The 26,866-nt window shown below is 72.5% G+C and carries 24 protein-coding genes and 2 pseudogenes; 15 read left to right on the top strand and 11 right to left on the bottom strand.

Annotation, left to right across the window (positions count from 1 at the left end; genetic code table 11):
* Window positions 1–139: 139 nt before the first annotated feature.
* A complete protein-coding gene (locus ACQP1S_RS19585) occupies window positions 140–706 on the bottom strand; it encodes a hypothetical protein (RefSeq protein ID WP_432897461.1) in 567 nt (188 codons plus the stop codon).
* A 128-nt stretch (window positions 707–834) separates the two neighbouring features.
* Between ACQP1S_RS19585 and ACQP1S_RS19580 the strand changes: the two genes are divergently transcribed.
* On the top strand, window positions 835–1,425 hold the full coding sequence (locus ACQP1S_RS19580; protein WP_432897458.1) for a DinB family protein: 591 nt from the start codon (window positions 835–837) through the stop codon (window positions 1,423–1,425).
* 21 nt (window positions 1,426–1,446) lie between these two features.
* On the opposite strand, the gene ACQP1S_RS19575 is transcribed toward ACQP1S_RS19580, so the two are convergent.
* Entirely contained in the window at window positions 1,447–2,235 is a 789-nt protein-coding gene (locus tag ACQP1S_RS19575) for a DUF2306 domain-containing protein (RefSeq protein WP_432897455.1), read from the bottom strand.
* Window positions 2,236–2,377: 142 nt separating this feature from the next.
* Here ACQP1S_RS19575 and ACQP1S_RS19570 point away from each other — a divergent pair, with 142 nt between their 5' ends.
* The gene (locus tag ACQP1S_RS19570; RefSeq protein ID WP_432897453.1) at window positions 2,378–3,088 is read left to right on the top strand and encodes a ThuA domain-containing protein; all 711 of its coding nucleotides are present in this window, start codon (window positions 2,378–2,380) and stop codon (window positions 3,086–3,088) included.
* Window positions 3,058–4,161 (top strand): Gfo/Idh/MocA family protein, encoded by a 1,104-nt coding sequence (locus ACQP1S_RS19565; protein ID WP_432897451.1) that lies wholly within the window; start codon window positions 3,058–3,060, stop codon window positions 4,159–4,161. The genes ACQP1S_RS19570 and ACQP1S_RS19565 overlap by 31 nt, the downstream gene beginning before the upstream one ends.
* A gap of 468 nt (window positions 4,162–4,629) precedes the next feature.
* Here the strand turns inward: ACQP1S_RS19565 and ACQP1S_RS19560 are convergent, their stop codons facing one another.
* The 4 genes and pseudogenes from ACQP1S_RS19560 to ACQP1S_RS19545 all read right to left on the bottom strand — a co-directional run bounded on the left by ACQP1S_RS19560 (window position 4,630) and on the right by ACQP1S_RS19545 (window position 9,058).
* Window positions 4,630–5,574 (bottom strand): acyltransferase domain-containing protein, encoded by a 945-nt coding sequence (locus ACQP1S_RS19560; RefSeq protein WP_432897448.1) that lies wholly within the window; start codon window positions 5,572–5,574, stop codon window positions 4,630–4,632.
* Window positions 5,575–5,711: 137 nt separating this feature from the next.
* Window positions 5,712–5,777: pseudogene (locus ACQP1S_RS19555) on the bottom strand (hypothetical protein); the annotation flags it as partial.
* A 160-nt stretch (window positions 5,778–5,937) separates the two neighbouring features.
* Complete coding sequence (locus ACQP1S_RS19550; RefSeq protein ID WP_432897445.1) at window positions 5,938–7,524, bottom strand: class I adenylate-forming enzyme family protein; 1,587 nt, start codon at window positions 7,522–7,524, stop codon at window positions 5,938–5,940.
* Entirely contained in the window at window positions 7,514–9,058 is a 1,545-nt protein-coding gene (locus ACQP1S_RS19545; protein ID WP_432897442.1) for an NAD(P)-binding domain-containing protein, read from the bottom strand. Before ACQP1S_RS19545 ends, ACQP1S_RS19550 begins: the two co-directional genes overlap by 11 nt.
* A 63-nt stretch (window positions 9,059–9,121) precedes the next feature.
* On the opposite strand from ACQP1S_RS19545, the gene ACQP1S_RS19540 reads away from it, so the two are divergent.
* From ACQP1S_RS19540 to ACQP1S_RS19495, 10 genes are all read left to right on the top strand, one after another.
* Entirely contained in the window at window positions 9,122–10,639 is a 1,518-nt protein-coding gene (locus tag ACQP1S_RS19540) for an aromatic amino acid ammonia-lyase (RefSeq protein ID WP_432897439.1), read from the top strand.
* Window positions 10,629–12,191, top strand: a complete 1,563-nt coding sequence (locus tag ACQP1S_RS19535; RefSeq protein WP_432897436.1) for an FAD-dependent oxidoreductase — start codon at window positions 10,629–10,631, stop codon at window positions 12,189–12,191. The genes ACQP1S_RS19540 and ACQP1S_RS19535 overlap by 11 nt, the downstream gene beginning before the upstream one ends.
* Before the next feature lies 1 nt (window position 12,192).
* Window positions 12,193–13,254 carry an alpha-hydroxy acid oxidase gene (locus ACQP1S_RS19530; protein ID WP_432897433.1) on the top strand — a complete coding sequence of 354 codons (1,062 nt, stop codon included), beginning with the start codon at window positions 12,193–12,195 and terminating at the stop codon, window positions 13,252–13,254.
* On the top strand, window positions 13,251–14,591 hold the full coding sequence (locus tag ACQP1S_RS19525; RefSeq protein WP_432897430.1) for a cytochrome P450: 1,341 nt from the start codon (window positions 13,251–13,253) through the stop codon (window positions 14,589–14,591). Before ACQP1S_RS19530 ends, ACQP1S_RS19525 begins: the two co-directional genes overlap by 4 nt.
* Window positions 14,588–15,853, top strand: coding sequence for a cation:proton antiporter (locus ACQP1S_RS19520; RefSeq protein WP_432897427.1), 1,266 nt, complete (start codon window positions 14,588–14,590; stop codon window positions 15,851–15,853). The genes ACQP1S_RS19525 and ACQP1S_RS19520 overlap by 4 nt, the downstream gene beginning before the upstream one ends.
* Window positions 15,854–15,927: 74 nt before the next feature.
* Window positions 15,928–16,575 carry a response regulator transcription factor gene (locus tag ACQP1S_RS19515; protein ID WP_432897423.1) on the top strand — a complete coding sequence of 216 codons (648 nt, stop codon included), beginning with the start codon at window positions 15,928–15,930 and terminating at the stop codon, window positions 16,573–16,575.
* Window positions 16,575–17,855, top strand: coding sequence for a sensor histidine kinase (locus ACQP1S_RS19510; protein ID WP_432897420.1), 1,281 nt, complete (start codon window positions 16,575–16,577; stop codon window positions 17,853–17,855). The genes ACQP1S_RS19515 and ACQP1S_RS19510 overlap by 1 nt, the downstream gene beginning before the upstream one ends.
* A 156-nt stretch (window positions 17,856–18,011) precedes the next feature.
* Complete coding sequence (locus ACQP1S_RS19505; protein WP_432897417.1) at window positions 18,012–18,419, top strand: YciI family protein; 408 nt, start codon at window positions 18,012–18,014, stop codon at window positions 18,417–18,419.
* Between the two features lie 3 nt (window positions 18,420–18,422).
* Window positions 18,423–19,568: an RNA polymerase sigma factor gene (locus tag ACQP1S_RS19500; protein ID WP_432897414.1), complete on the top strand. Its 1,146-nt coding sequence runs from the start codon at window positions 18,423–18,425 to the stop codon at window positions 19,566–19,568.
* Window positions 19,569–19,910: 342 nt separating this feature from the next.
* The gene (locus ACQP1S_RS19495) at window positions 19,911–20,333 is read left to right on the top strand and encodes a hypothetical protein (RefSeq protein ID WP_432897411.1); all 423 of its coding nucleotides are present in this window, start codon (window positions 19,911–19,913) and stop codon (window positions 20,331–20,333) included.
* Between the two features lie 332 nt (window positions 20,334–20,665).
* Here the strand turns inward: ACQP1S_RS19495 and ACQP1S_RS19490 are convergent, their stop codons facing one another.
* Window positions 20,666–20,806: a hypothetical protein gene (locus ACQP1S_RS19490; RefSeq protein WP_432897408.1), complete on the bottom strand. Its 141-nt coding sequence runs from the start codon at window positions 20,804–20,806 to the stop codon at window positions 20,666–20,668.
* 176 nt (window positions 20,807–20,982) lie between these two features.
* On the opposite strand from ACQP1S_RS19490, the gene ACQP1S_RS19485 reads away from it, so the two are divergent.
* A complete protein-coding gene (locus ACQP1S_RS19485; RefSeq protein WP_432897406.1) occupies window positions 20,983–21,219 on the top strand; it encodes a hypothetical protein in 237 nt (78 codons plus the stop codon).
* Window positions 21,220–21,257: 38 nt separating this feature from the next.
* Here ACQP1S_RS19485 and ACQP1S_RS19480 read toward each other — a convergent pair whose 3' ends face one another.
* Window positions 21,258–22,181, bottom strand: coding sequence for an NADP-dependent oxidoreductase (locus ACQP1S_RS19480; RefSeq protein ID WP_432897403.1), 924 nt, complete (start codon window positions 22,179–22,181; stop codon window positions 21,258–21,260).
* A gap of 166 nt (window positions 22,182–22,347) precedes the next feature.
* A complete protein-coding gene (locus tag ACQP1S_RS19475) occupies window positions 22,348–23,046 on the bottom strand; it encodes a TetR/AcrR family transcriptional regulator (RefSeq protein WP_432897400.1) in 699 nt (232 codons plus the stop codon).
* Between the two features lie 121 nt (window positions 23,047–23,167).
* Between ACQP1S_RS19475 and ACQP1S_RS19470 the strand changes: the two are divergent.
* A pseudogene (locus tag ACQP1S_RS19470) lies at window positions 23,168–24,466 on the top strand (MFS transporter); the annotation flags it as partial.
* A gap of 834 nt (window positions 24,467–25,300) precedes the next feature.
* On the opposite strand, the gene ACQP1S_RS19465 reads toward ACQP1S_RS19470, so the two are convergent.
* Both ACQP1S_RS19465 and ACQP1S_RS19460 read right to left on the bottom strand, forming a co-directional pair.
* Window positions 25,301–25,984, bottom strand: a complete 684-nt coding sequence (locus ACQP1S_RS19465; protein WP_432897397.1) for an SDR family NAD(P)-dependent oxidoreductase — start codon at window positions 25,982–25,984, stop codon at window positions 25,301–25,303.
* Window positions 25,985–26,133: 149 nt separating this feature from the next.
* Window positions 26,134–26,787, bottom strand: a complete 654-nt coding sequence (locus ACQP1S_RS19460) for an NAD(P)-dependent oxidoreductase (RefSeq protein ID WP_432897394.1) — start codon at window positions 26,785–26,787, stop codon at window positions 26,134–26,136.
* Window positions 26,788–26,866: the final 79 nt, after the last annotated feature.

The following is a 26,866-nucleotide window of genomic DNA, read 5'->3' as shown; positions in this document are numbered from 1 at the left end:
CGGTGTCACGATCGGCCCGGCGGGCTGGCCGTCGGCCCCGGGCCGACGCGGTCCGCCTTCGCGACCGCTCCTTCCGGCAGCCGGCAGCGTCGCGGTCGGCGGCGTCGCCCGGTGCGGGCGACGCCGTCGGGTGCCGCGGCTACTTCCGCTTCGCGGCGACCTCACGCTCACACGCCGGGGAGTACTTCAACCCCTTGGAGATCGACTCTGCGTCGTTGTTCTTGCCGCCGAAGGCCCAGCCGCTGCCGTCGGAGCCCACCTCGACGTACCGGACGCCCTTGCCCTTGAGGCACTTCACGACGTCCCGGGCGAAGTCCTCCGCCTCCGGGTTGGCCGGGTCCAGCTCCCACGGCGGCAGCGGCATCAGCGCGTCGCACGCCTTGCTCGCCTCGCCGATCCGGCCCGACTTGGCGCCGCCGGCACGTTCCTTGTGGACGTCGACGCCGTGCTCCAGCATGCACTTCTCGTACGGTTGGTAGCGTGCCTTGATGTCCGCCTCGGTGTCGTCGAGGCGTTCCCGTGGCCGCTCGGCCTGGGACGGGCTCGGGGCGGCGGCGGAGGGCGTGCCGGTCTGGAGGGTGGCCACCTCCGCCCCGGCGCTGCTGGTCTGGGCACCGGCGTCGGGCCGGTCGTCGCTGCTGGCCGAACACCCTGTGCCGCCGATCAGTACGGCGGTGCACAACGCAGCCATCAGTTGCTTCCTCATCGTGACGCCCTCCGGTCAGCTCCTCGGCGATCTCGCCGAAAGCCAGCATCACCGGTGACTGTCAGGAAGCTGTTTGCCGCAGCGGGCGGTCCCGAAGACGGTCAGACCCGTGGGGAAGACTGGCGGGCATGACTGAGCGGGACGATCCGAAAGCGGCACTGCGGCACTACCTCCGGGCGACGCGCGACGACCTCGTCTGGAAGCTCGACGGGCTCGACGAACGGGCGGTCAGGCTGCCCCGCACCGCCACCGGCAACAACCTGCTGGGCCTGCTCAAGCACTGCCTCAACGTCGAGGCGGGCTACTTCGGGCCCACCTTCGGCCGCGAGTTCCCGACCCCCGGCGAACTGGTCCCCCTGCAGGCGTACGACGAGGACCCACAGGCGGACTGGTACGCGCGGGAGGACGAGACGAAGGACGGGCTGATCGACCTCTACCGCCGGGTGGGGGAGTTCGCCGACCAGACGATCGCCCAGCTGCCGCTCGACGCGCCGGGGCGGGTGTCGTGGTGGCGGCCGGGCCAGCAGGACGTCACCCTGCACCAGATCATCATCCACGTGACCTGCGATCTCGCCCGGCACGCCGGACACGCCGACATCCTGCGCGAGCAGCACGACGCGGCGGTCGGCTGGCGACGGGAGAACCCGCAGGTCCTCGACGCGCAGGACTGGCCGGCATACGTCGCCAAGCTGACGGCGCTCGCCGACCGGTTCGCCTGACCCGCCGACCCCGCCGAACGGTCACCGACCGGGTCCGGGGTGCTCCGGCCCCGGGTCCGGGGTGCCCCGACGACGTCGGCAACCCATCCACCGGTTAACCCGGCAGGAGCCGCGACGAGGCCGCCCGGACGGCGTCCCGCCCGCCCTCAGCCCGCCGTGACGGGTGTCGTCGGGCGGGACACCGTGGTCGCCGGCGGGGTGCCGTCGGCGGATCAGCCATTCGGCGACGAGCAGGTTGAGCGTCCAGGAGGCACCCATCAGCACCGCCCGGGACAGCTCGGTGGTCGGCCCCACCGCCAGTGCCCAGGTCGACAGCAGCACGGCCTGTGTCCCCGCGCCCTGCCCGATCGCGTAGCCCCGCATCATCCAGGCCCGGTGCCGGTGCAGGCGGCCTCGCCGGATGGCCACGAAACCGGCGGCGATGGCGACGACCATGCCGCCGGCGAACAGGTAGCGCAACACCATGAGCAGCGGACCGTCACCCGGCGGCAGCGGGTAGGTGGCGTGCATCCACCACCCGGTCGCGGCCACCACGAGTCCACAGCCGACCAGCACCCGGCCTGCCCGGCGGTGCCAGGCCCGGTGCCGCCGACGGAACCCCGGGGCGAACTGGAGCGCCCCCGGCAGCCTGAACGTGACGGCGGCGGCGATGTGCAGCAGCACCGGACCGGCGCGGACCGGGAAGGCGACCACCGTCATGAACAGGGGCCTGGTCCGCCGCCACCGCAGGACCGGGGTGAGGCCGACGCCGATCACGACCGGCACGACGGCCGGCGACGGCAGGCTGCCCCACCGGGCGAGCCCCTCCACCGGCCCCGCCGCCGCGCGCGGGGCCGACCGTGTCGGCGGATACGAGTACGGTTTCGGTGCCCGGCCGGCGCGGTCGTCGGCGGCACGTCGCCGGGTGGGAACGGTCGGCCCGGCGGACGACGGACCGTGGAGGGGAGCGAGGGTGACGCAGCGCAGAGCACTGGTGGTACGCGGTGGCTGGGAGGGACACCAGCCGGTCCGGGCGACCGAGCTGTTCCTGCCGTTCCTGGAACGTCACGACTTCACGGTGCGGATCGAGGAGTCCACGGAGGTCTACGCCGACGCCGCCGCGATGGCCGACACCGACCTCGTCGTGCAGTGCATGACGATGGCGGAGATCACCGCCGACCAGGTGGCCGGCCTGCGCGCGGCCGTCGTCGCCGGGACGGGCCTGACCGGCTGGCACGGCGGCATCGTGGACGCGTTCCGCGCCTCGTCGGACTACCTGCACCTGGTGGGCGGCCAGTTCGCCACCCATCCGGGTCAGGAGCCCTGCGCGCGGCGCGGTGGCGAACAGGACAACTTCCTGCCGCACACGGTGACCGTCACCGATCTCGGCCGGGAGCACCCGATCACCGCCGGGATCGCCGACATCGACCTGGTCACCGAGCAGTACTGGGTGCTGCACGACGATCTGATCGACGTGCTGGCCACCACCGTCCACCCCACCCGGGACTGGCACCCCTGGCACCGGCCGGTCACCTCGCCGGCGATCTGGACCCGGCGCTGGGGCGCCGGTCGGGTCGTGGTGACGACCCCCGGGCACAGCCTGGACGTGCTGGAGCACCCGTCCGTGCGGACCGTCATCGAGAGGGGGATGCTGTGGGCGACCCGCACCGCATCGGCGTCGTAGGGCTCGGGGTCATCTCCCGCGCCTATCTGGACACCCTCGTCGGCCACCCCGAGCTGCGCGTCGTCGCGGTGGCCGACCTCGACGCCGACCGGTCCACCGCCGCTGCCGCCACCCTCGCCGACGCAGCGGCGCTGAGCGTCGCGGACCTGCTGGACCACCCGGACGTGCAGACGGTGCTCAACCTCACCATCCCCGCAGCGCACGTGGAGATCTCGCTCGCCGCGATCAAGGCGGGCAAGCACGTGTACGTGGAGAAGCCGCTCGCCGTGTCGTTGCCGGACGGCCGTGCGGTCATCGAGCGGGCCACCTCGGCCGGCGTCCGGGTGGGCTGCGCGCCGGACACCGTCCTGGGCACGGGGACGCAGACGGCCCGCGCGGCGATCGACGGCAGGCTGATCGGGCGTCCGCTGGCCGCCTCGGCCGTCATGGTCACCCCCGGGCACGAGCGCTGGCACCCCCACCCCGACTTCTACTACGCCCCGGGCGGCGGCCCGTTGCTGGACATGGGGCCGTACTACCTCTCGGCGCTGATCCACCTGCTCGGTCCGGTGCGCGCGGTGACCGGGACGGCCAGCCGGCTGCGCCCCGAACGGGTCATCGGTAACGGCCCGCGCCTGGGCCAGCGCATCCCGGTGCAGGTGGACACCCACGTCACCGGCGTGCTCGAACACACCAGCGGTGTGCTGTCCACCATCACCACGAGTTTCGACGGGGTGACCACGACAGCCGCGCCGATCGAGGTGCACGGGGAGACCGGCACCCTCGCCGTACCCGATCCGAACTATTTCGAGGGTGAGGTCCGGTTGTGCCCGCTCGGTGGCGACGGGTGGCGGGTGCTCGCCCCGACGGCGGGTTACCGGGACGGCTCCCGGGGGCTCGGGCTGATCGACGCCGTCCGGGCCGGCCCGGGGCGCCCGCCCCGGGCCGGCGGTGACCTGGCGTTGCACGTGCTCGACACGATGACGAGCCTGCTGCGGTCGGCCGCCGAGGGCCGGCGGATCGCGCTGACCACGACGGTGCAGCGACCAGGTCCCGTCCCGCTCACCCCGGCCGGGGACTGGCGGGGACGCTGAGCGGGACGGGAGGATGCCCGCACCCCGGCCGCCGGGAACATCCGGCGGGCCGTGGCGACGTCGTCCGGCCGCCACGGCCGATCCGACCGGCGGCACCCGGCCGACGCCGGCGGTCAGCGGCTGAGGGCCGGTCGGGCGGCCGGTGACTCCCGCCCGACCTCCGACCGGGTCCACCGGCCCCCGATCCGACGGTGGGAAAGGACGCATCGCATGGGATCGACCGGGCGGATGTGGTCGCCGAGGTGACAGCGGCCTTCGCCGGCTAGCGGTACTGACCACAGGCGCTGGTCGACGGCGACGCCGACCGGATCTGCGGCTACGTCGGGGAGTCCGGCCGCCCCGCACTCCCCGGCCTGACCAGCCGGTTTCCCCGCGTGGTCCCACCCGGGCACTGTCCATCGTCGGCACGGCGCGGCAGGAGACCGGCCCGGATCCGGCACCGCAGCGCCCGCCGGTGCGGGTCCGGCCCTAGATCGGGAAGCGGCCGTGCCGCCAGTGCCAGTGGCCGCCGGCCGCCAGGTGGTCGATGATCGCGCGTTGCAGCCCGGTCCGCCGGGGCAGTCGATCGAGCGGAGTGCTGAGCGTACGGAAGGCGAACCGGCGCACCTCGACGTCGGCGTCCGGCCCGTCCTGCGGCACGTAGGGCTGCAACACGAACCTGCGCTGGAACCGGATGATGTTGGAGTCCTCGGGGAGGTAGTCGCGCAGTTGCGGGTCGAGCAGCCACGAGCCGCAGGAGAACTCGGTGTAGTGCTCGTCGGGGAAGTGGCGGGGAAAGAACTCCCGGGCCTCGTCGAGCGACGCGTCGACCGCCGCCGGGGTCATCGGCCCGGCGTCGGGAATGTGCAGGCCGATGGCGGTGCCGCCGCGCTCGTGCTGGAGCCGGCCCAGCTCGTAGAGGCCGCCCCGGGCGTGCAGGGTCAGCCAGCTCTGCATGACCGGCCAGCCTTCGCCGTGCATCCGCCGGTCGATCGCCAGGTTGCGGCCCAGGTCGGCGAGGGTCGCCCAGGTGACGCCGTCGGCGATGCCGTGGTCGCGGTGGTAGCCGGTGACCACGTCGAGCAGGGCGAGATAGCCGTAGACGTAGAGGTGGCGCCAGGCGGGGCCCCGGTCACGGGGCAGCTCCGGGCCGGGCGACAACCACTCGTGCCCGCCGAGGTCCGCGCGGACCAGGGCGGTCGAGCGGTCGAGTAGCCAGCGCAGCTCCGGAGTCCACAGCGGAGAGCCGGGGTCGGGCCAGCCGGCAACGATCTCGGCGGCATCGTCCGGTCGCACCGCGAGCCGGTCGAGGAGCGCGGGCGCGTCGGCCCGGGCGGGCAGCGGGGCCGACGGTCGGTCACCGGCGAGCCGGTGCACCCGCTCGACCTCCTCGACGGGCACCCCGAGCCGGGCGGCGACGTCGTCCAGGTCCACCGGCCGATCCTACCGGCCACCGGACCGCCCTGGGGCTGGCGGATCCCCGGCCGGCCCGCCCCGCCGCCGGTCCGCGGGTCCCGTCCGCCGCCCGGCGCGGGAACCGCGGTCCGCTCCAGGCGGGCCCGGACCTTGGCCTGGGACAACTCCGGACGGTACGCCCGGACCAGCGCGGCGACCCCGGCGACGTGCGCGGCGGCCACCGCCGCACCACCGACGGTGTAGTGACCGCCTCGTGCGGGGCGATGCCGAGCCCGGCCCCCGGGGCGGCGAGGTCCGGTCAGCGAGGGGGACCCACTGGTCAACAACCGGGCCCACGAGTACCTGCTCGTCGCGCAGAAACGTCAGCCGGGCCCGGGCGGCTCAGACGCCGGTGGCCACGCCCAGGGCGCGCTTGTCCGGCTTGCCGCTCGGCCCGACCGGAACCCGGTCGATCATCTCGACGGTCTTGGGGGTGGCGGCCTCACCCAGGGCCGCCGCGACCCGGGCGCGGAGCCGTCCGGCGTCCGGCGGGGGTCCGGCGGCCGGCACCACGTACGCGTGCACCGCCTCGCCGGTGGCGTCGTCGGGGCGGCTGACGACGTACGCCTCGGCGACCGAGGGGTCGGTGGCGAGCACCCGTTCGATCGGGCCGGCGTACACCAGGTTGGCGTTGACGATGATGACGTCCCGGACCCGGCCGGACAGGTGCAGGTAGCCGTCGGCGTCCCGCCGGGCCAGGTCGCGGGTGCGCACCCACCCGTCGGCGAACACCTCGGCGGTCTCGGCGGGGTCCGCCCAGTAGGCGCTGGCCTGCGCCGGGGTCCGGACGAAGAGTTCACCCTCGGTGGCCGGCCGGCCGGCGGCGTCCCGGATGGACAGGTCGACCACCTCGGGCGCGCGCCCGACCGAGGCGAGCCGGCCCGGGTCGGCCAGCAGTTCGGCCGGGGTGACCATCGAGATCATGCCGGTCTCGGTCTGCCCGTAGCCGTGGAAGACCACCGGCCCGAGCACGTCGAGCGCCTCGGCGAGCCGGGACGCGGTGAGCGGGGAACCGGACACCACCAGCGCCCGCAGGCTGCTCAGGTCGACCGGGTCGGTGCGCTGGTCGCGGACGAGCTGGTGCAGCTTGCCGACGGTGATCACACTCGCGGTGGCCCGGTGTCGGGCGATCATGCCGGGGAAGCCCGGCGGGCGGGCGGCGACCAGGGTGCCGCCCGCGGCGAGGGTGAGGATGCCGTACTCCAGCATCACCTGGCTGCTCAGCGAGCCGAAGACCAGGTAGCGGCCCAGCCGGGGCGCGAGGTCGGCGATCGCCGCCGGCCACCGGTCGGGGTACGGTGCCCAGGCCGCGCCCATCGCCGCGTACGTCTGGGCGCAGCCCTTGGGGTTGCCGGTGCTGCCGCTGGTCCAGGTGATCCGGGCGATGTCACCGGGCCGGCCGGCGGCGACCAGCGGGACGCCGTCGTCGGCGGTCCGCGCCAGCGCGGCCAGCCGGGTGTCGTCGACGAGCAGCGCGTCGTCGCTGGCGAGCAGCCGGTCGAGTTGCGCCGGGGTCAGCTCGGGCCGGATACCGGAGACCCGGGCACCGACGGTGAACGCCGCGAGGACGCCGGCGAGCGCCTCCGGGGTGACCCCGATCCGCAACGCCACCCCGCTGCCCGGCCCGATGCCGGCGGCGCGCAGCCCGGCGGCGACCCGCCGCACCAGCTCCGCCAGTTCGGCCGCGCCGACGACCCGGTCACCGTCCTCGAAGACCGGCCGGTCGCCGCCGGTGGTGAGCAACCGCAGCACGGGCTGCGGCCACCGCTCACCACCGGCGGCGAGCCCGCCGGCCCCGGGCCGGCCGCGGTCCGCCGACCCGCGACCGGCCCGGTCGTGCCCGCCGTGGTGGCCGGGCTCCGTCGCGCGGCGGTCGGCGTGGTCGTGCTCCGCCGCGCGACGGTCGTCGTTGTCGTGCTCAGCCGACATCGGACAGGACGCCCTTGAGGAACAGCGCCAGGGGTTGCTGGTGCACGCCGGGGAGGTCCCAGTTGTTCTCCAGGTTCTCCGCGAGGTGGTGGGTGGCGACCACCCGGCCGCCCCGGTGCACCCGGACGACGGGGTGCAGGTAACTGGCGTCGTGGGCGCGTTCGGCGTCGTTCTCGGCGATCCGGGGGATGGTGATGTCGAACGGGTCGACCTGGTCGTGGTCCGGGCCGTACTCCAGGGTGGTCACCAGGGCGAACGGCTCGGGGCCCAGGCCACCGTCGTGCAGGTAGGCGACCGGCACCTCCTCGTGGTAGCGCGCGGTGCCGTCGGCAATGACCACGACGTCGCCGAGGACGCCGAACTGCTGCCACAGCGCCGAGGTCCGGTTGATCCGGGCGATGATCGCGTCGGTGATCGCCTCGGGGGTGGCGTCCAGCGCGGTGGACGGCCACGGCGTGCCGTGGTGCCGGGCGTCGAGCATCCGGTGCAGGGCGCGGACGCCGTACCGGAAGCCGTGGATGAAGCCGTTCGTCGAGCGCTTGAAGTCGCGCTGCTGGGTGAGGGTGCCGGCGAAGTACAGGCCGGGCACGTTCACCGACTCGTAGCCGGAGGTCTGCTCGGGGAAGCGGTCGTTGATGACCAGCCGGGGCCGGGCCGACGGGTCGAAGATGCTCGCGTCGAACCGGAAACCGGTGCAGAGGATGACCCGGTCGTAGTCGAGTTGCCGGATCGACTCACTGGTCCGGGCGTACCGGAAGTCGATCCGGTAGCCGCCGTCGTCGCGTCGGGCGATCCGCTCGACGGTGCCGTCGAGCACCGCGTTCTGCGACTTGAGCTGGTAGGTGTCGAGGAAGTTGTTGTTCACCGCGCGCAGGTGCCCGACGTAGTGGGTCTGCCAGGCCAGCCGGATCGAGTGCGGGCCGGCGACGTGGATGACCGCGGCGGTCTCGACCAGGGCGTCGGCGGTCTCGAAGGCCGAGTTGCCCTTGCCGATGATGAGGACCCGCTGGTTGGTGAAGTCCTCCGGGTCGACGCTGACGGTGTCGTAGCGTTCGGCGAGGTCGACGCCGTCGATCGGGGGGACGTACAGCTGGGAGACGCCGGTGGCGACGACGACCCGGCGGGCGGTCAGGGTGTCGCCGTCGGTCTCGACGGTGAACAGGTCGCCGTCGCGGGCGATCCGGGTGACCCGGGTGTCGTACCGGACCCGCAGCCCCTCGGCGAACGCGGCGAGGTAGCGCACCAGGTCGGCCGCGTCCGGGAAGTAGCGTCGACTGAAGTTGCCGAACAGCAGCGCCGGGTCGTCGGTGAGCAGCGAGTTCCAGTCGGAGCGCAGATTGAACTCCGGATCGTCGGAACCGGTCCAGACCTTGTTGATCGAGATCAGTTGCCGGTGCCGGGGATAGCGGGTGAAGAACGTCCCCGGCTCCGGCCCGGCCTCCAGCACCAGATGGTCGCGGCCGTCGCGCTCCAGCAGGGCGGCGAGTTGGAGCCCGGCCGGCCCGGCTCCGATGATCAGGTAGTCGAGCGTCATGCGGCGCACCGTATCGGCCCGATTTCAAAGCGTTCTGAGATTTCGTCTCTAGGGTCCCGTCGCATGACGACAGAGGTAGATCTCGCGGCCCCGCTGCGGATCGCCGACCTGGGCGCCGCCCGTGACCCGGTCCGGGTCGTGGTCGGGCCGCAGGTCCGCGATCGGGTCACGCACACCCGCATCTTCCTGTCCGAGGTGCTCGGCGAGGACCGCCCGGTGTACGGCAGCACCACCGGCTTCGGCGCTCTCGTCGGGTACGCGGGCCGGGCCGACCTGCGCGACCAGGCCGACAACACCCTCGCCCACCTCGGTGCGGGCCACGGCCCGGATCTCGCCCCCGAGATCGTGCGGGCGACGGCGCTGGTCCGGGCCTGGTCGCTGGCCCAGGGCGCGTCGGGGGTGTCGCCGCACGTCGTCGACGCGTTGGCGGCGATGCTCGGGACCACCTTCGTGCCGGCGGTGCCGAGGTGGGGATCGGTCGGCGCGAGTGGTGACCTGATCCCGTTGGGCGCGGTGGCCCAGGCGCTACGCGGTCGCGGCCACGCCTACCTGGACGGGGTCCGCCTACCGGCGGCCGAGGCGCTGCAACGGGCGGGTCTGGAGCCGTTGCCGCTGGACGGTCGGGACGCGCTCGCCCTGGTCAACGGCACCTCTTTGACCACCGCGGCGACGGCGTTGGCGTTGTCCGCCGTGCGCGCCGCGCACCGGTCGGTGCAGGTGCTCACCTGCCTGCTCGCCGACCTGCTCGGCGCTGATCCGCAGTTCCTCGACGCCCGGCTGCTGCGGGCGTACGGCCACCCGGGCGCGATCGACGTGGGCGCGCGGATGCGGCGGGTCAGCGACGGGCTGGTCCCGTCCGGCAAGCGCCCGTTGCAGGAGCCGTACAGCATCCGGTGTGCGCCGCAGCTGCTCGGCGCGGCCGAGGACGCGCTGCGCCACGTCGATTCCGTGGTCACCGCCGACCTGGGCAGCGTCAGCGACAACCCGCTGTTCTTCCCCGACGACGATCTCGTGGTGCACGGCGGCAACTTCTTCGGACAGCCGGCCGCGTTCGCCGCCGACCTGCTGTCGATGGTCGTGGCGCAGGTCGGCAACCTCGCCGAACGTCAACTCGACCTGCTCGTCGACCCGCACCGCAACGGCGGCCTGCCGCCGATGCTGGCCGCCGGCCCGGGGCAGCAGCACGGGCTACAGGGGGTGCAGTTGGCCTCGACCGCGCTGATCGCCGAGATCCGCCGGGACGCCATGCCGGCGAGCATGCAGAGCCTGCCGACCAACCTGCACAACCAGGATGTCATCCCGCTCGGCACCCAGGCCGCCCTGCGGGTCTTCGACCAGGCCGGGCTGCTCCGGCTGATCGTCGGGTCGCTCGCGCTGGGGCTGCGGCAGGCCGCGTACGTGGGCGCCCGGACGCCGACCGCGCCGGGCTGCGGCGAGGCGCTGGCGGCGCTGGTCGCGGCGATCCCCCCGGTCGATCCGGACCGGCCGTTGGACGGCGACGTCCGGCGGGCCGCCGACGTCATGGACACGCTCGAACTCCCGCTGACCTCTCTCACCCTGGATGGCCGTCGTGACGCTTGACTATCTGATCATCGGGGCCGGGCCTGCCGGTCTGCAGCTGGCGGCCCTGCTGGAGGCCGACGGGCGGCGCGACTACCTGGTGCTGGAGGGTGCGGACATTCCCGGCGCGTTCTTCGCCCGCTATCCCCGGCACCGGCAACTGATCTCCATCAACAAACCGCACACCGGCTCCGACGACCCCGAGGAGAACCTGCGGCTGGACTGGAACTCGCTGCTGAGCGACGATCCGACGTTGCGGTTCACCACGTACACCGAGCGGTACTTCCCGGACGCCGACGTGATGGTCCGCTATCTGGCGGACTTCGCCGCGAAGACCGGGGCGAAGGTGCGCTACGGCAGCCGGGTGACCTCGGTGTCCCGGGTGGACGGGGTCTTCGAGGTGCAGGCCGGGGAGACCTTCCGGGCCCGGCGGGTGGTCGTCGCCACCGGGGTGTCCCGGCCCTACCTGCCGGACATCCCGGGGCTGGAGCTGGCCGAGCAGTACGCGGACATGCCGGTCGACCCGCGCGACTACCTCGACCAGAAGGTGTTGATCATCGGCAAGGGCAACTCCGCGTTCGAGACCGCGGACAGCCTGATGGAGACCACCACCCTGATCCACCTGGCCGGTCCGAGTTCGGTGCGGATGGCCTGGCGCACCCACTACGTCGGGCACCTGCGCGCGGTGAACAACAACTTCCTGGACACCTACCAGTTGAAGTCGGCGAACGCGATCCTGGACGGCACCGTCCGGCAGATCACCCGCGACGACGACGGCTACACGGTGACGTTCGCGTTCTCCCGGGCCGACGAGGTCACCAAGGAACTGCGCTACGACCGGGTGCTCGCCTGCACCGGGTTCGCGTTCGACGCGTCGATCTTCGACGACTCCTGCCGACCGGAGCTGGCGATCCGGGACCGCTTCCCGGCGCAGACGGCGGCGTGGGAGTCGGTCAACGTCCCCGGCCTGTACTTCGCCGGCACCATCAGCCAGGAGCGGGACTTCAAGCGCTCGACAAACGGTTTCATCCACGGCTTCCGCTATGCCGTCCGGGCCCTGCACAAGATCCTCGAACGCCGCTACGGGGACACGCCGTGGCCGGCGGAGAAGCTGGACGCCACCGGCGCGTCGATCACCGACGCGATCATCACCCGGGTCAACCGCACCTCCGCCCTGTGGCAGCAGTTCGGTGTCCTCGGCGACGTGGTCACGGTCGCCGACGCCGACGCGCGCTACCACGAGGAGGTGCCGGTCGAGTACTTCGCCCAGACCGGCCTGCGCACCGCCGACCACGACTACTCCGACGCCTTCGTGGTCACCCTGGAGTACGGCCCGGAGCACGACCAGGTGGACCCGTTCGACATCACGGTCAGCCGGGTGGCGCAGAACGTCGTCGGTCAGGCCCACGACGCCGCCTACCTGCACCCGGTGGTGCGCCACCACCGGGCGGGGCAGGTCGTCGCGACCCACCACCTGGCGGAGAACCTGGAGAACCGGTGGGACCGGCCGGAGGTGCACGTCACGCCGCTGGCCGCCTTCGTCGACCGCTGCCTGCGCAGTGTCCGGGACTGACGTGCTGGCGTCCGACGAGGTGGGGCTGAACCTGGCCGACGTGGCCGAGGCCGCCCGGCGTCGCCTGGACCCGGTGCACTGGGACTTCTTCGCGGGCGGGGCCGGCGACGAACGTACCCTGCGGGCCAACGAGGCGGCCTTCGGCCGGCGCTGGCTGCGGCCCCGGGTGTTGCGCGGCGTCGGTGAGCGTGACCTGCGGGTCTCGCTGTTCGGCAGTCCACTGTCGATGCCGGTGCTGATCGCGCCGACCGCGTTCCACCGGCTGGCCCACCCCGACGGGGAGGTGGCCACCGCGCGGGCCGCCGCCGACACCGGCACGGTCATGGTGGTCAGCATGGCGGCCACCCGGTCGGTCGAGGAGATCGCGGCGGCCGGCGGGCCGCTGTGGTTCCAGCTCTATCCCCACACCGATCTGGGGTTCACCACCACCGTGGTACGACGGGCGGTGGCCGCCGGCTGCCGGGCCCTGGTCGTCACGGTCGACTCGCCCGTGTTCGGTCGGCGCGAGCGCGACCTGCGGCACGGTTTCGTCGACCTGCCGTCCGGCATGGTCTGCGAGAACATGCGTGACGCGAGCGGCCGGGTCCGGGACATCGAGATGAACGCCCGGGTGAGCTGGGAGCTGGTCTCCGTGCTGCGGCGGCTCACCACCGTGCCCATCCTGCTCAAGGGGGTGCTGCACCCCGAGGACGCCCGACTGGCCGTCGAGCACGGGGTGGACGGGGTGTTGGTCTCCAACCACGGCGGTCGGCAGCTCGACGGGGTGACGGCCACCCTGGACGCGCTGCCGGCCGTCGTGGCGGCCGTCGACGGGCGGCTGCCGGTGCTGGTCGACGGCGGTCTGCGGCGTGGCACGGACGTGCTGGTCGCGTTGGCGCTCGGCGCGACGGCGGTGCTGGTCGGCCGCCCGGTGCTGTGGGGGCTGGCGGTGGCCGGGGCGGCCGGTGTGCGGCACGTGCTCGACCTGCTGCGCGCCGACCTCGACCGGGCGTTGGCGCTGGTCGGCGTCGCCCGACCGGGTGACCTGAGCGCCGATCTCGTCGTCTCGGGGGCACCGGGATGAGCGGGCCGGTCATGGTGGGCGCGCTGGTCGCGCTCGGGGTGTGCTGGAGCCTGCCGCGGTGGCTGCCCCCGGCGGTGGTGCGGCTGCGGCAGTGGGTGTTCGCGAGGGTCAACGGCGGGGAGGGCATCCCGGTGCCGGGCCCGCTGGTCGGCGTGGAGCACTTCGAGCGGGTCTATGCGGACCCGGCGGCGGACGGGCGCAGCCGGGGCGCCGGCCTGTCCGACCTGTTCTGGTACTGGCTGTCGCCCGGCCCGCACATGCACCAGGAACACCTGGAGCCGGGGGAGCGCTACCGGGCGGTGGCCGGGGTGACCCGGCGGGTGCTCGCCCTGCGCCCGCAGCGGGCCGACGCGTTGGCCACCGCCGCCACCCGGCGGGTGCTCGACGAGTTGCCGGCCGGGCGGATCAACCGTGTCCGGTTGCGCGACCTGATGATGCCGGTGTGGGCGGAGGTCTACCACGAACTGATCTTCGACGAGGTGTGCCCGAAGGAGGTCCGGGCGCTGTTCGTCGCCAACGCCGCCGACGTGGCCGCCGCCCTGAAGTGCACCGGCCTGCGGCACATGCGTCGACGTGACCCGCTGACCAGGTACCTGCGCGGGCGGGTCGAGGCGGGCACCTGCCCGGTGACGTTGCCGGCGCCGTTCACCGTCGAGGAGACGGCCTGGTATCTGCACGGCGCGTTCGGCACCACCGCCGTGGTGCAGATGTCCGAGGCGATGGCGCACGTGCTGCTGACCCTGGCCAACCATCCGGACCTGCAACGTGGCCTCGACGACGACGACGCGTTGGACCGGGTGATCGACGAGACGCTGCGGCTGCATCCGCTCTTCGGTGTCGCCCACCGGATCACGTCCGCACCGATCGCGCTGCCCGCCGGGGTGACCCTGCCCGCGGGGTCGGTGCTGCTGTTCAACTATCTGGCGTTCCAGCGCAGCGGACCGGCCGGCGACGACCGGTTCGACCCGGACCGGTGGCGCACGCTGACGCGCCGGGAGGCCCGCTTCATCCCCTACGGCGTCACCGCCAACCGGGCCTGCCCGGCACGCGGGGTCGCGCCGGTGATGATGCGCGCCGCGACCCGCGAGGTGCTGCGCCGGTACGCCCTGGCGTCCTCGGCCGCACACAGCCGGTCGTTGCCCAGCCGGGGACCGGCGTACCTGACCCCGGCCGGTGTCCCCGGCCCGGGGTGGCTGCGGCTGGCCGCGATGCGGTGGCGGGACCGCTGGGCCGACGTGGGGCGCAGCGTACGGCAACTCGTGTTCGGCGCCTGGATGGTCGTCGACGCCCGGCGACAACGGTTGTGCACCCACTACTTCGAGGAGGCGGTCCGGTGACCCCCACCCAGTTGGCTCCACGGTTCTTCATCGCGGTCGCGGTGATCCTGATCTTCTGCAAGGCGGTGGCCTGGCTGCTCGGCCGGGTGGGTCAGCCCGCCGTGGTCAGCGAGATGCTCGCCGGCGTGCTGCTCGGCCCGTCGCTGCTCGGGTTCGTCCTGCCGGAGGTGAAGGACGCCCTGTTCCCCACCGCGCTGCTGCCGGTCCTCTACGTGGTGGGTCAGGTCGGCCTGGTGCTGTTCATGTTCCAGGCCGGGTACGCGTTCAGCGCCCACCGGGTCACCGGTCTCGCCGGCACCGCCGGGCTGGTGTCGTTGGCCGGGGTGACCGCGCCGCTCGTCCTGGGCGTGGGGCTGGTCCTGGTGACCGCGGACGCCGTGCCGATGCGGGCCGACGGGACGTCGATCGGCGTGTCGGCTGCGTTCGTCGGGGTGGCGCTGGCCATCACCGCCTTTCCGATGCTGGCCCGGATCATCACCGAACGCGGGCACGCCGGCACCCGGCACGGCACCCTGTCCCTGGCCAGCGGCGCGCTCGACGACATGGTCGCCTGGATCATGCTGGCCGTGGTGCTGGCGTTCGCCTCCGGCCGGGCCGGACCGGCGATCGTCACCGCCGGGGGCGCGGTCCTGTTCGGGTTGGCGCTCTGGCTCTGCGGGCGGCGGGTGACCAATGCGCTGATGACCAGTCCCCGCCTCAACGACGGCGCCCGGGTGCTCGGCACGGTGGCCCTGCTCTTCCTGGTCGCCTGGTACACCGACGAGATCGGGCTGTACGCGGTCTTCGGCGCGTTCGCGGTCGGGGTGGTGATGCCGCACACCGAGAACACCGACCGGGTGGTGGACACCCTCACCCCGATTGCCGCGACGGTCTTCCTGCCGCTGTTCTTCACCTACTCGGGGCTGCGGACGGAGTTCGGGTTGCTCGGCAGTGCGCCGGTGCTGCTCTTCGCGGCGGCCTGTGTGACGGCGGCGATCGTCGGCAAGTTCGGCGCCTGCTGGGCGGCGGCCCGGTTCCGGGGCGAATCGCAGGGTGTCGCGCTGCGGGTGGGCGCGCTGATGAACGCCCGGGGTCTGATGCAGCTCATCGCGCTCAACGTCGGGTTGGAGGCGGGCATCGTGAACGCGTCGTTGTTCACCGTGCTGGTGGTGGTGGCGCTGGTCACCACGATGATGACGACCCCGCTGCTGAGCTGGATCGAGCGCCGGGAGGCCCGCAGGCAGACCACTGTCCGACCCCCGGCCCTCGCGGTGGTGAAATGATAAAAAGATAGCTATCACTATTTAGCCTCACTCTGTGCGATTGTGGACGCATGTGCGGGGGAGGACCGAACCGGTTGCTGTTGGTAGAGGACGACGAGGAGATGGCCGGCCTGCTCACCGAGACGCTGGTCGGCGACGGGTTCGTCGTCGACCACGCCTCGGACGGTCAGCGCGGTCTCCATCTCGGACTGACCCGCACCTACGACGTGATGGTGATCGACCGGATGCTGCCGGCGCTCGACGGGCTCGACCTGGTGATCCGGCTGCGTTCGCGCAAGGTTCCGGCCCGCGCGCTGATGCTCACCGCGCTCGGCACGGTCGGCGACCGGATCGCCGGGTTGGACGCGGGCGCCGACGACTACCTGATGAAACCCTTCGACCTGGACGAGCTGAGCGCGCGGATCCGGGCCCTGTGCCGGCGCACGTCCGAGTCCACCACGGCCCTGCGCATCGGGGCCGGGCTGCTGGACCTGACGCCCCGCGACGCCGTGCTGGCCGACGGCACCCGGGTGGCGCTGTCCGCCCGGGAGTTCGAGCTGCTGCGGGTGCTGGCGGCCCAGCCCAACCTCGTGCACTCCCGGGCGGAGCTGCGTCGCCGGGTCTTCGACGAGGCCGCGGCGGCGTCGATGGTGGACACCTACGTCTACTACCTGCGCCGCAAGCTCGGCCGGTCGGTGGTCCGCACCGTGCACGGGCTGGGCTACCGCCTCGGGGCGCTCTGATGGAGCTGGTGGAGCAGGCGATGGTCCGGCGGGCCCGGCTGCGGATCGGCCTGCTGGTCGGGCTGGCCATCGGCACCCTGCTGTTGCTGGCCGGCGGCATCTCGTACGCCGTCCTGGTCCGCAGCCAGGAGGCCCAGATCCACCGTGAGTTGGCCTGGGGCACCAACCACGCCACCATCCCCGGCCCACCCGCGTGCAGCTGGATCTTCCGGTACAACGGCCTCATCACCGACACCGGCCTCAACCCGCCGCCACCGGGCTTTCCGCTGACCGGTGCGCTGACCTCGGTGGCTGCCACCGGCATCACCGAGGTCACCACCGTCGCCCGAAACGGCACGACGTATCACGTCCGCACCGAGTCCCGCAGCGACGGGCTGGTCGTCCAGGCGGTGTTCGACGCGCGTTTCCAGCTGTCCGACCGTCGGCACCTGCTGCTGGCGTTCAGCCTCGCCGCGACGGTCGGGCTGCTCGTCGCCGTGCTGACCGGCGCGCTCGTCGGCCGACGGGCCGTCGCCCCCCTGGCGGAGGCGCTGACCCGGCAACGTCGGTTCATCGCCGATGCCAGCCACGAACTGCGGACGCCGATCGCTCAGGTGCACATCCGCGCCCAGCTGATGGCGCGGCGGGCCCGTACCGGCGGCGGCGCCACGAACCTGGAGGATCTCGACCGGCTGATCGGCGGCACCCGCCGGCTCGGCGAGATCGTGGACGACCTGCTGCTCTCGGCCCAGCTCGCCGCCGCGCCCGCCGACCGCCGTCCGTATCCGCCGGTCGATTTCACCGCCCTGGTGGGGGCGGCGGTCGCCGCCGAGGCGGAACGGGCCACCGACCGCCAGGTCACTCTCGCGGGGGACCTGCCCGGCGTCCCCCTGCCCGTGCCGGGTGTCGAGTCGGCGCTGCGCCGGGTGGTCGGCGAACTGCTCGCGAACGCGCTCACCCACACGCCGGCCGGGGGGCGGATCGACGTGTCACTGCGGGCCGGCGGCGACTACGCGGAGTTGGTGGTCGCGGATACCGGGGACGGGTTCGACCAGGCGGACGCGCGGCGCATCTTCGACCGGTTCCACCGTGGCGGGGGCTCCGGGGAGCACCGGTTCGGGCTGGGGTTGGCCCTGCTCCAGGAGGTGGTGACGAGCCACCGGGGCACGATCGAGGCCGAGGGCCATCCGCACCGGGGGGCGGTCTTCACGGTGCGCCTACCCGCCGCCCGGCCGCCCGCCCCGGTCGAGCGGGTCTCGGGGATCCGACGACTGCGGGTACGGCAGCTCGTGGAGCGGTGAGCGGGGCGGTGTGGCCGCCGCCGCGCCGGTCCTCTCCCGGACGTCGGCACCCGGGCAAAAGAACCCCGGCCGGGATGTCGAGAACGGGGTGCCGGCGTCGTCCCTGGGGTGAACGCGGCCAGAATAAGGGTCGCACCGGCACCGAGGAGACACCCGATGGCGAAGTACCTGCTGCTCAAGCACTACCGAGGCGCCCCCGCCGCGGTCAACGACGTCCCGATGGACCAGTGGACGCCCGAGGAGATCACGGCCCACGTGCAGTACATGAACGACTTCGCGGCCCGGCTGGAGGGCAGCGGGGAGTTCGTCGACGGGCAGGCGCTCGCCCCCGAAGGGACGTTCGTCCGGTACGACGGGCCGGGGCGTCCGCCGGTTACCGACGGGCCCTTCGCCGAGACCAAGGATCTCATCGCCGGCTGGATGGTGATCGACGTGGACAGCTACGAGCGTGCCGTCGAGCTGGCCGGGGAGTTGTCGGCGGCCCCGGGGGCGGGCGGGCGACCGATCCACGAGTGGCTGGAGCTGCGCCCGTTCCTGACCGAGCCGCCGACCATCACCGACTGACCGGTGGACGGTGACCTGCTGCGCCGGCTCACCCCGGAGGTGCTCGGGGTCCTCGTCCGGCGCGGGGCCGACTTCGCGGCGGCCGAGGACGCCGTGCAGGACGCACTGGTCCAGGCGGTCCACGGCTGGCCGGCCGACCCGCCCCGGGACCCGAAGGGCTGGCTGGTCACCGTGGCCTGGCACCGGTTCCTCGACGCGGGCCGGGCGGACGTTGCCCGCCGACGGCGGGAGTCACTCGTCGTCGAGGAACCGCCCCCGGGGCCCACGCCCGGGGTGGACGACACGCTCCAGCTCTACTTCCTGTGCGCCCACCCGTCGCTGACCCCGTCGTCGGCGGTCGCGTTGACCCTGCGCGCCGTCGGCGGGCTGACCACCCGGCAGATCGCCCGGGCGTACCTGGTGCCGGAGGCGACCATGGCGCAGCGGATCAGCCGGGCCAAGCGCACCGTGTCCGGCGTACGCCTCGACCGGCCGGGCGACGTCGCCACCGTGCTGCGGGTGCTCTACCTGGTCTTCAACGAGGGCTACTCCGGCGACGTCGACCTCGCCGCCGAGGCGGTCCGGCTCACCCGGCAGCTCGCGGCGATGGTCGACCACCCCGAGGTGGCCGGGCTGCTCGCCCTGATGCTGCTGCACCACGCCCGGCGCGCGGCCCGGACCACGCCGGACGGCAGCCTGGTCCCGCTCGCGGCGCAGGACCGGAGCCGGTGGGACACCGCCCTGATCGCCGAGGGGGTGCGCATCCTTCAGGCGGCGCTGGCCCGGGACCGGCTGGGCGAGTTCCAGGCCCAGGCCGCCGTCGCCGCGCTGCACGCCGACGCGCAGGCCGCCGGGGAGACCGACTGGGTGCAGATCGTCGAGTGGTACGACGAACTGGTGCGACTGACCGACAGCCCGGTGGTGCGGCTCAACCGGGCGGTGGCCGTCGGGGAGGCCGACGGGGCGTGGGCCGGGCTGGCGGCACTGGCGGCGGTGGACCCGTCGGTGCCCCGCCACGCGGCGGTGACGGCGTACCTGCACGAGCGGGCCGGTGACCGGGCGACGGCGGCCCGGTGGTACGCCGAGGCCGCCCACCGGGCCGCCCACCTCGCCGAACGTGACCATCTGATCCGCCAGGCCGCCCGCCTCAACGCCCGTCTGCCCGGCTGACCTCCGGTGCGCGCCGCCCGGCGGGCGGGGCTGACGGCGGCGTCGCGTTGCATCGACGTACTCGATCGTCGTGGTCGCCTGCGACTAGGCTTCCCGTGCCGATGACACGACGTGGTGGGGACGCTGCCACTTCCCTCCCGCCGGATGGGCGGGCGGGCCCGTCGACCCGGCCGGTCGTCGACCGTTGGTCGCTCGGGGCGGTGGATCGCGGCGGCGTACCGCCCCGGTGGCGGGCCCGGCACACGCCGACGGCACCGAGAGATTGGTGGGACAGTGACCGGGTAGACCGCCGCCTGGACCGGGGACGACCCCGAACCGGACTGGCACGCCCTCTGTGCCCGGTTGGAGCTGACCGGGACCGGCGTCCCGTTGACCCGGGAAGACCTGTGCCGACTCGGCCTGTCCGGCATGCTGGCCCCGGGCGGGCTGCCCCGGTTGACCACGCCGGACCTGCGCAGGTACGTGACCGGTTACCTCGACGGCGGTGACTTCTACCGCGAGCACCGGCAGCGGCTCATGCGTCTCGGGGCGAGCCCGCAGGACATCCCGCAACGGCCGGCGTTCATGCTGGAGCAGATGCTCCAGTTCCACGGGCACCGCTGGATCTACGACCTGGACGAGTTGCGGTACGCCCTCACCATCGCGGGCTTTGACCCGGAGGCTGTCACCGTCCGATCGTTCGGCGCGGGGGCGGTGCCGGACGTGGCAACGCTGGACCGGGAGGTCCGCAACGACGAGACGATGTACGTCGAGGCGGTCCGCTGACCGACCGGATCGGTACAGGCGCGGGCAGCCGACGACCGTGTGTCGCAGGTTCGAATCCTGCCGGGGGCACACAGCCGGACATAATGAACCGATCCTTAAACACCCTGGTCAACAGCTTGCACGGAATTGTCGCAGGTCTTGGCCCCTCGCATCTCTAGCGGCAAATACTGGCAGGTCAACGCGGTGCGGGTTCGCGCAGGTTCGTGCCCCTCCACCTTGGCCGTTCGGTCACGTCGGCCCATCCGTTCGAGCCGTGGTGCTCTAACGCCGAGCGCGAGGTCGGAGACACGGCGTTCTGGCACGTGTCCACTGTGCTCATTGGCACAGGATGGCTAGGAGTTCGGCGTAGCGTCCCACAGGCGGCGTTCCCTGTCGTGGGCGATCGGGCGTACGTCGGCCACCTTGTCGCGTACGACGAAGGCGCCGTCGCGCAGGTGTGCCCACTGGTCGTCGAGAGCGATTGAGGCCCGCACCGGCCCGGAGCGCGCCGGAGTGGCGATCCGGGCAGGCGGGTGAGACCCCCCCGATCGCCTGGGCGGCGACGGGCGCTCCGCAGCCCAGCGACGTGCCGGGCATCCAGCCGGCTCCAACATCGACGCGGTGACGCCGGGTCCGACGCGCCGCCGCAAGCTCGTGCGCGTAGTAAAGGATGGCCAGCTCGGCGTTGGAGGACCACCCCGCGGTCGGCCGGATCGCGCTCGACTGCGACACGCTCATCGTCGCCCTCGACGACCTGCGCATCACCGTCTACACCACCGAACCGGGCACCCAGGGCACCGAACGCCGCGCGCTCGCCGTCGTTCTCGGCGCGCAGGCGGTTGCCCACCTGGCACAAGGTCGAGATCGGTCACCCGGCGGTCTGAGACCCCGGCAGAAGTCCTGGTGACCGGACCCGCGTCGGCCACCGGTGACCAGGCATTGGCTCTAGGGCAGCACGAGGACCACTTTGCCCTTCGCCCGGCGTGTCTCGACGCGGGCGAGGGCTTCGTCCGCCCGGGCGAAGTCGTAGGTGCTGTCGATCTTCACGCGCAGTGCGCCGTCGTCGATCAGCGACCCGAGCTCGCGCAGGTCGTCGCCGCTCGGGCGCATGGAGAGGAACCCGTATGTGTAGCCGCCCCTGCGGGCGTGGCGTCGCGGGCCGAGGGTGGCGAGCCGGAGAGCCGTCTCGAGCAGCACGGCCCGCCACGCGGCCATGGTGTAGTCGTGGCGGACGGATCCCGGTGTGGGTGTCGCCGAGACCGTGACCAGGCGACCGCCGGGTGCGACGACACTGGAGAGTGCGGCGGCCGGTGCCCCGCCGACCAAGTCGAAGACCTTGTCGAAGACCCCGGAACCGGTGTCGATCGCCTGTGTGCGGTAGTCGATGACCTCGTCGGCACCCAACCCGCGCAGAAGTGACTGGCTGCTGGACGAGGCTGTCGTCACCACGTGCCCGCCGGCACGCGCGGCGAGCTGGATGGCGAACATGCCGACCATGCTGGAGCCGCCGGTGATGAGCAGGCGGTCCTTCGGTCGGACGTCCAGCGCGTCGCGGATCGCCTGCAGGGCGGTCGTGCCGGCGAGCGGGACCGCCGCGGCAGTGACGAAGTCGAGGCTGCGGGGCATGGGTGCCACCAGCCTCTCCTCGATGGCGACCCGCTCCGCGAGCGCTCCGAGTCGTGCCTTGTCCGTGCGGGCGAAGACGGCGTCGCCGACGGACAGGGAGGTCGCTTCCGCACCGACCGCCGACACCACACCGGAGAACTCGTTGCCTGGCACGACGGGGAACCGCGTCGGATTGGCGAACCGGAACGTGCCGGACCGCTGCAGGATGTCGATGGGGTTCAGGCCGATCGCGCGGGTGTCCACAACCACCTCGCGCGGGCCCGGGACCGGCTCGCGCCGGGCGCCGAGGCGGAGCACCTCCGGCCCGCCGAAGCCGGTGAGTTCATAGGCGCGCATATCGACTCCGGGAAGAAGGAAAAGTTGAGGAGTGCCGAACGCCGGGAGCCCGCCCTCGCGGCGCGGACCGGCTCTAGCCGCGGCGCGGACCGGCTCTAGAGCCGCGGCGCGGGATGCCGGGCAGCCACCGCCGCAGGAGCGCGCCGACGTCGGCGCCGGTCATCGGCGTGCCGAGATCGCCCGCGCCGGGCGCGTTCCGCAGGCCATCGATCATGATTTGCAGGTAGCGTGTCCAGGCCCTGGGGCTCACCTCGCGGCTGTGCAGGGCGACCTCGCTGATCATCGTCAGGAGCAGGGGTACGTCCTCCGCGGCGACGTCGGGCCGCAGTGATCCCTCGGCATGGGCGCGGTCGACCAGTCGCCGGACGACGGGCATGATCCGGTCGCGGATCCGGGCAAGGTAGCGCGCGTCGAAGTCGGCGCCGAGCTCGATGTCGCGTAGGCCCCGGTCGGTGGCGTGCAACTCGGCGGCGCGTCGCAGGAAGCAGACGAACCCGTCCCAGCCGGTCGGCGCGTCCAGTGCCGCCTCGATCGCCGTGGCGTGCTGTTCCAGGCGCTCCTCGAGTGCGGCCTCCAGCAGCAGCTCCTTGGCCGGGAAGCGGCGGTGGACGGTGCCGACGCCGACGCCGGCCTGCTGTGCCACGTCGTCGTAGGTCGCGGACAGCCCGCGTGCTGCGAACACGTCACGAGCGGCCTTGATGATGCGCTGCCGGTTGGCCTGCGCGTCGCGCCGCAGTGGCCGGTCGGACACGGCGGGGTCGGTGCTGTCCATGACGCCAGCCTAGCAACTGGAACGACATATTCCAGTTATGTGATTCCGCCGACAAGACAGCGCCCGGACGCCGCACTTGGGGCTTAGCCTCTCCGGCTAAGTGGAATGATCGGTTCAACTTATGGAGAGTGCGATGGAGACACGGCAACCCTGGCGGTGGTGGGCGCTGGCAGTGCTCGCCACGGGCCAGCTCATGGTGGTGCTGGACGCGACGATCGTGAACATCGCGCTGCCCGCCACGCAGCACGAACTCGGCTTCTCCGACGCCGGCCGGCAGTGGGCGGTGTCCGGCTACGCGCTCGCGTTCGGCGGCCTGCTGCTGCTCGGTGGCCGGCTCGCCGACGCCGTCGGCCGCAGGCGGATGCTTCTGATCGGGTTCGCGGGATTCGCCGCCGCCTCCGCGCTCGGCGGCGCCGCCACCGGCATCACCATGCTGATCATCGCCAGGGTTCTCCAAGGCGTGTTCGGCGCCGCACTCGCACCGACCGCGCTCTCCCTGCTCTCCGTCACCTTCACCGACCCGGTCGAACGCGGCAAGGCGTTCGGCATCTTCGGCGCGGTCACCGGCTCCGGCACCGCCGTCGGCCTGCTGCTCGGCGGGACGCTGACCGAGTACGCCTCCTGGCGCTGGTGCCTCTATGTCAACCTGATCTTCGCCGTCGTCGGCATCGTCGGCTGCCTCCTCAAGCTGCGTGACGAACCCCGGCTGCCCGGCGGCGCCCGGATGGACTGGCCCGGCGTGGTCACCGCCGTTATCGGGCTGGTCGCCCTGGTCTACGGGCTCGGGAATGCCTCCTCGGACGGGTGGACGGCTGCTGGGACGTACGTTTTCATCCTCGCCGGAACGGCGATCCTCGCCCTCTTCGTCGCCGTCGAACGTCGCGCCCGCAACCCCCTGCTGCCGATGCGCGTCGTGCTCGACCGCAACCGCGGCGGTTCCTACCTCGCCCTGACCATCGCCGGTGCCGCCATGTTCGGCGTGTTCCTGTTCCTCACCTACTACCTCGTCGGCGTCCTCGGCTTCTCAGCGATCCGGGCCGGCTTGGCCTTCATGCCGCTGATCGTCGGCATCATGTCGTCGGCGATCACCAGTGGCATGCGGCTGACCCCGCGGTTCGGGCCCCGCCCGGTGGTCACCGCCGGTGCGCTGATCGCCGCGGGCGGCATGCTCTACCTGACTCGGCTGGGACTCGGCTCCGCCTACGCGCCCGACGTGCTGCCCGGGCTGCTCGTCGCCGGCCTCGGCATGGGCATGATCTTCTCCCCCACCCAGAACGCCGCCACAGCCGGCGCCCGCCCCGGCGACGCCGGCGCCGCCTCCGCCATGATCAACATGGCGCAGCAGATCGGCGGCGCGATCGGCACCGCCCTGCTCACCTCGGTCGCCGCTTCGGCCACCGCCGGATACCTGGACGACACGACCCCGGGGCCGCAGACCGCGGCACTCGCCACCGTGCACGGCTACCACGCCGTCTTCTGGTGCTCGGCGGGCTTCTTCCTGCTCTGCGCGGTCATCTCGGCTGTGACCTTCCGCAGCGTCCCCCTCGTCGTCGAGCCTGATCCGGTACCCGCTGACGCGCCCCTGCCGCGCGGCGCGCTCAGCCCTCGCGGAGGCTATGACGGCGCGTGCTCACCTCGGGTGTGTCAACGCCGATCGAAAAATTCGACCGGCGTTGACAGGTTCGAGTCCCGTCCTGGATCTTCGATCCCCCGGACGGGACTCAAGCGCCGCGGCGAAGGAACACCCAGGGTTGTCAAGCACTCACCATCCGATCAAGTCAACACCTTAAAGCCGCACCGAGTCCGACGCGATGCGGACTACCTAGAAGGCAGCACGTATCGGCATTCGATCTCCACCGGAGCACGTTTCGCAGGTCAGATATTGTCGCGGATGCTTCGTGTGGCCTGCCGGAGGCACGTCGCAGAACTGCAAACGCGCAACGCGACCGGCCGACCACTAAGGGCGGAGGCTGCTTTCGCATCTGCGTGGACGATCAAGGATGCCCCGGCCGAGTGGCCGGGGCATCCTTGCCTTGGCTCGATGCACGGGCCCCCGGATCGCTGCTTCCCGGATGCTGAATGCGGCGCCAACCACCGCTCAAGCGACGCAGAACTCGTTGTCTTCCGGGTCCTGCATGACGACGTGGCCGAGGACGTCGCCGTACCGCTCCTCGCGGATCACCGTCGCGCCGGCCACATCATGCGGCCGGCGCGCTGCGGCCCGTCGAGGGGCGGACGGCTCCACCAGGTGCGCTCAGGAGGCGGGTTGGTCGCTGGGGAAGAAGACCTTCTCGACCTGGTCGTGTTGGGTGTGCAGTTCCCAGTACAGCGGCGCGATCTCTTCCGGTGCGGTGGCACCCGGCTGGCGGCCGATCCACGCGCCGATCGCTATGTGGCCGACCTGTACTCCTCGGGGAGCGGTGGCGGCGTGCAGACCGTGGGCCCAGTTTCGCAGCCACGCCGCGGCCGGGGCGACGTTGCCGAACATGTCGTGACCCATCTCCGGGCGCACGGATGAGGCGCCGGTGGTGAACAGGATCGTGCCCGAGCCTCGGGCGAGCATCTCCGGCAACACCTCGTTGACCGCCGCCACGGCGCCGTGCACGTAGAAGTCGAGCTGGATCTGCACGTTGTCGTGGGTCAGCTCGGTGGAGGAAGCCATCGGCAGCGCCGAGCTGGCCGGCGAGTATTCGAGGACGTCGATCTGCCCGAATCGCTGCTTGACCGCCGCGAGGCCGGAGGCGATCGATGGCCGGTCGAGCACGTCGGCGGCGAAGGCCGCCGCTTCGACGCCCTGGCCGGTCAGCTCGGCCACGACCGGGTCCAGCTTGGCCGGGGTACGCGACAGCAGCGCGACCTGGTGGCCTTCCTTGCCGAAGGTCTGGGCGATGGCGAGACCCATTCCGGGACCGGCACCCATGATGGCGATGGTAGGCATAGCTTCTCCTTCGATGACAACAGCGTGGTGAACAGGGGTGGTGAACAGCGGGATTCGGTTGGGACCGCGTGCCGCTCGAGTGGGGAGGCGCAAGAGGTGCAGGCGGGGCGCTGTGGATAACTGCGCGGCGGTGGCGTGCCGTGTGGGTGTCAGTTGCTGATCCGCAGTTCCTGCTGGGCGTATCGCAGGTCGTCGGCCTGAGTGAGCATGAACTGCGCGAGGTCGGTCCGAGAGATGCGTGAGCTGACCCGGTCTCCGGTTCCGGTCCCGGTGCGCACCTTGACCCTTCCCGGGCCGGGCTTGTCGTGGGGTGCGGTGACGACCACGATGGTCCAGTCTCGATCCGAGCTGCGGATGGCCTGGCCCACCTCGACCGTCTCGTTGACCATGGAGCGGGTGGCGGGTAGCTGCCCGAGCAGGGCGAAGCTCGCGCTGCGCACCGCGTCCAGCAGTGGGTTGCGGGGAATTGTGATGCTTGGTCCCCAGCTGTAGATGAGCCTGCTGACGCCGTAGGTGCGCATCGCGGTCAGGATGGTGCCCGTTCCCGACGCGAGGGGCAGGTCCCGGGGCCCGCCGAAGATCTTGGGGCTCAGGGCGGCGAGGACGGCGTCGGCGCCCCGGACGGCGTCGGCGACGGCCGCCTCGTCGGTCAGCTCGCCCTGCGCGACCCGCAGCCGTTCGTGGCGCAGGGTCAGCTTCGCCGGATTGCGCATCAGCGCCATCACGTCGTGCCCGGCGGCGAGTGCCTGCTCGGCCAGGTGCATGCCGGTGCGACCGCTGGCACCGAAGATGGTCAGTTTCATCAAGTCCCCCGAGCCTGGTCAGGGCCGCATCGCGGCACAACTTCTCAAAATGAGGGTGGCCTCACCTTGTGAGGCGAGC

This window comes from Micromonospora matsumotoense, from assembly GCF_050951065.1.
GTDB classification, from domain to species: domain Bacteria; phylum Actinomycetota; class Actinomycetes; order Mycobacteriales; family Micromonosporaceae; genus Micromonospora; species Micromonospora matsumotoensis.
The sequence above is the reverse complement of the archived record's forward strand: the minus strand, read 5'-3'. Positions and strand labels throughout refer to the sequence as shown.

Excerpts from the sequence above, each read along its gene's own strand:
- ACQP1S_RS19585 (WP_432897461.1), bottom strand. The coding sequence starts at position 706 with ATGAGGAAGCAACTGATGGCTGCGTTGTGCACCGCCGTACTGATCGGC.
- ACQP1S_RS19580 (WP_432897458.1), top strand. The coding sequence starts at position 835 with ATGACTGAGCGGGACGATCCGAAAGCGGCACTGCGGCACTACCTCCGG.
- ACQP1S_RS19550 (WP_432897445.1), bottom strand. The coding sequence starts at position 7,524 with ATGTCGGCTGAGCACGACAACGACGACCGTCGCGCGGCGGAGCACGAC.
- ACQP1S_RS19545 (WP_432897442.1), bottom strand. The coding sequence starts at position 9,058 with ATGACGCTCGACTACCTGATCATCGGAGCCGGGCCGGCCGGGCTCCAA.
- ACQP1S_RS19540 (WP_432897439.1), top strand. The coding sequence starts at position 9,122 with ATGACGACAGAGGTAGATCTCGCGGCCCCGCTGCGGATCGCCGACCTG.
- ACQP1S_RS19525 (WP_432897430.1), top strand. The coding sequence starts at position 13,251 with ATGAGCGGGCCGGTCATGGTGGGCGCGCTGGTCGCGCTCGGGGTGTGC.
- ACQP1S_RS19510 (WP_432897420.1), top strand. The coding sequence starts at position 16,575 with ATGGAGCTGGTGGAGCAGGCGATGGTCCGGCGGGCCCGGCTGCGGATC.
- ACQP1S_RS19505 (WP_432897417.1), top strand. The coding sequence starts at position 18,012 with ATGGCGAAGTACCTGCTGCTCAAGCACTACCGAGGCGCCCCCGCCGCG.
- ACQP1S_RS19485 (WP_432897406.1), top strand. The coding sequence starts at position 20,983 with ATGGCCAGCTCGGCGTTGGAGGACCACCCCGCGGTCGGCCGGATCGCG.
- ACQP1S_RS19475 (WP_432897400.1), bottom strand. The coding sequence starts at position 23,046 with ATGGACAGCACCGACCCCGCCGTGTCCGACCGGCCACTGCGGCGCGAC.
- ACQP1S_RS19465 (WP_432897397.1), bottom strand. The coding sequence starts at position 25,984 with ATGCCTACCATCGCCATCATGGGTGCCGGTCCCGGAATGGGTCTCGCC.
- ACQP1S_RS19460 (WP_432897394.1), bottom strand. The coding sequence starts at position 26,787 with ATGAAACTGACCATCTTCGGTGCCAGCGGTCGCACCGGCATGCACCTG.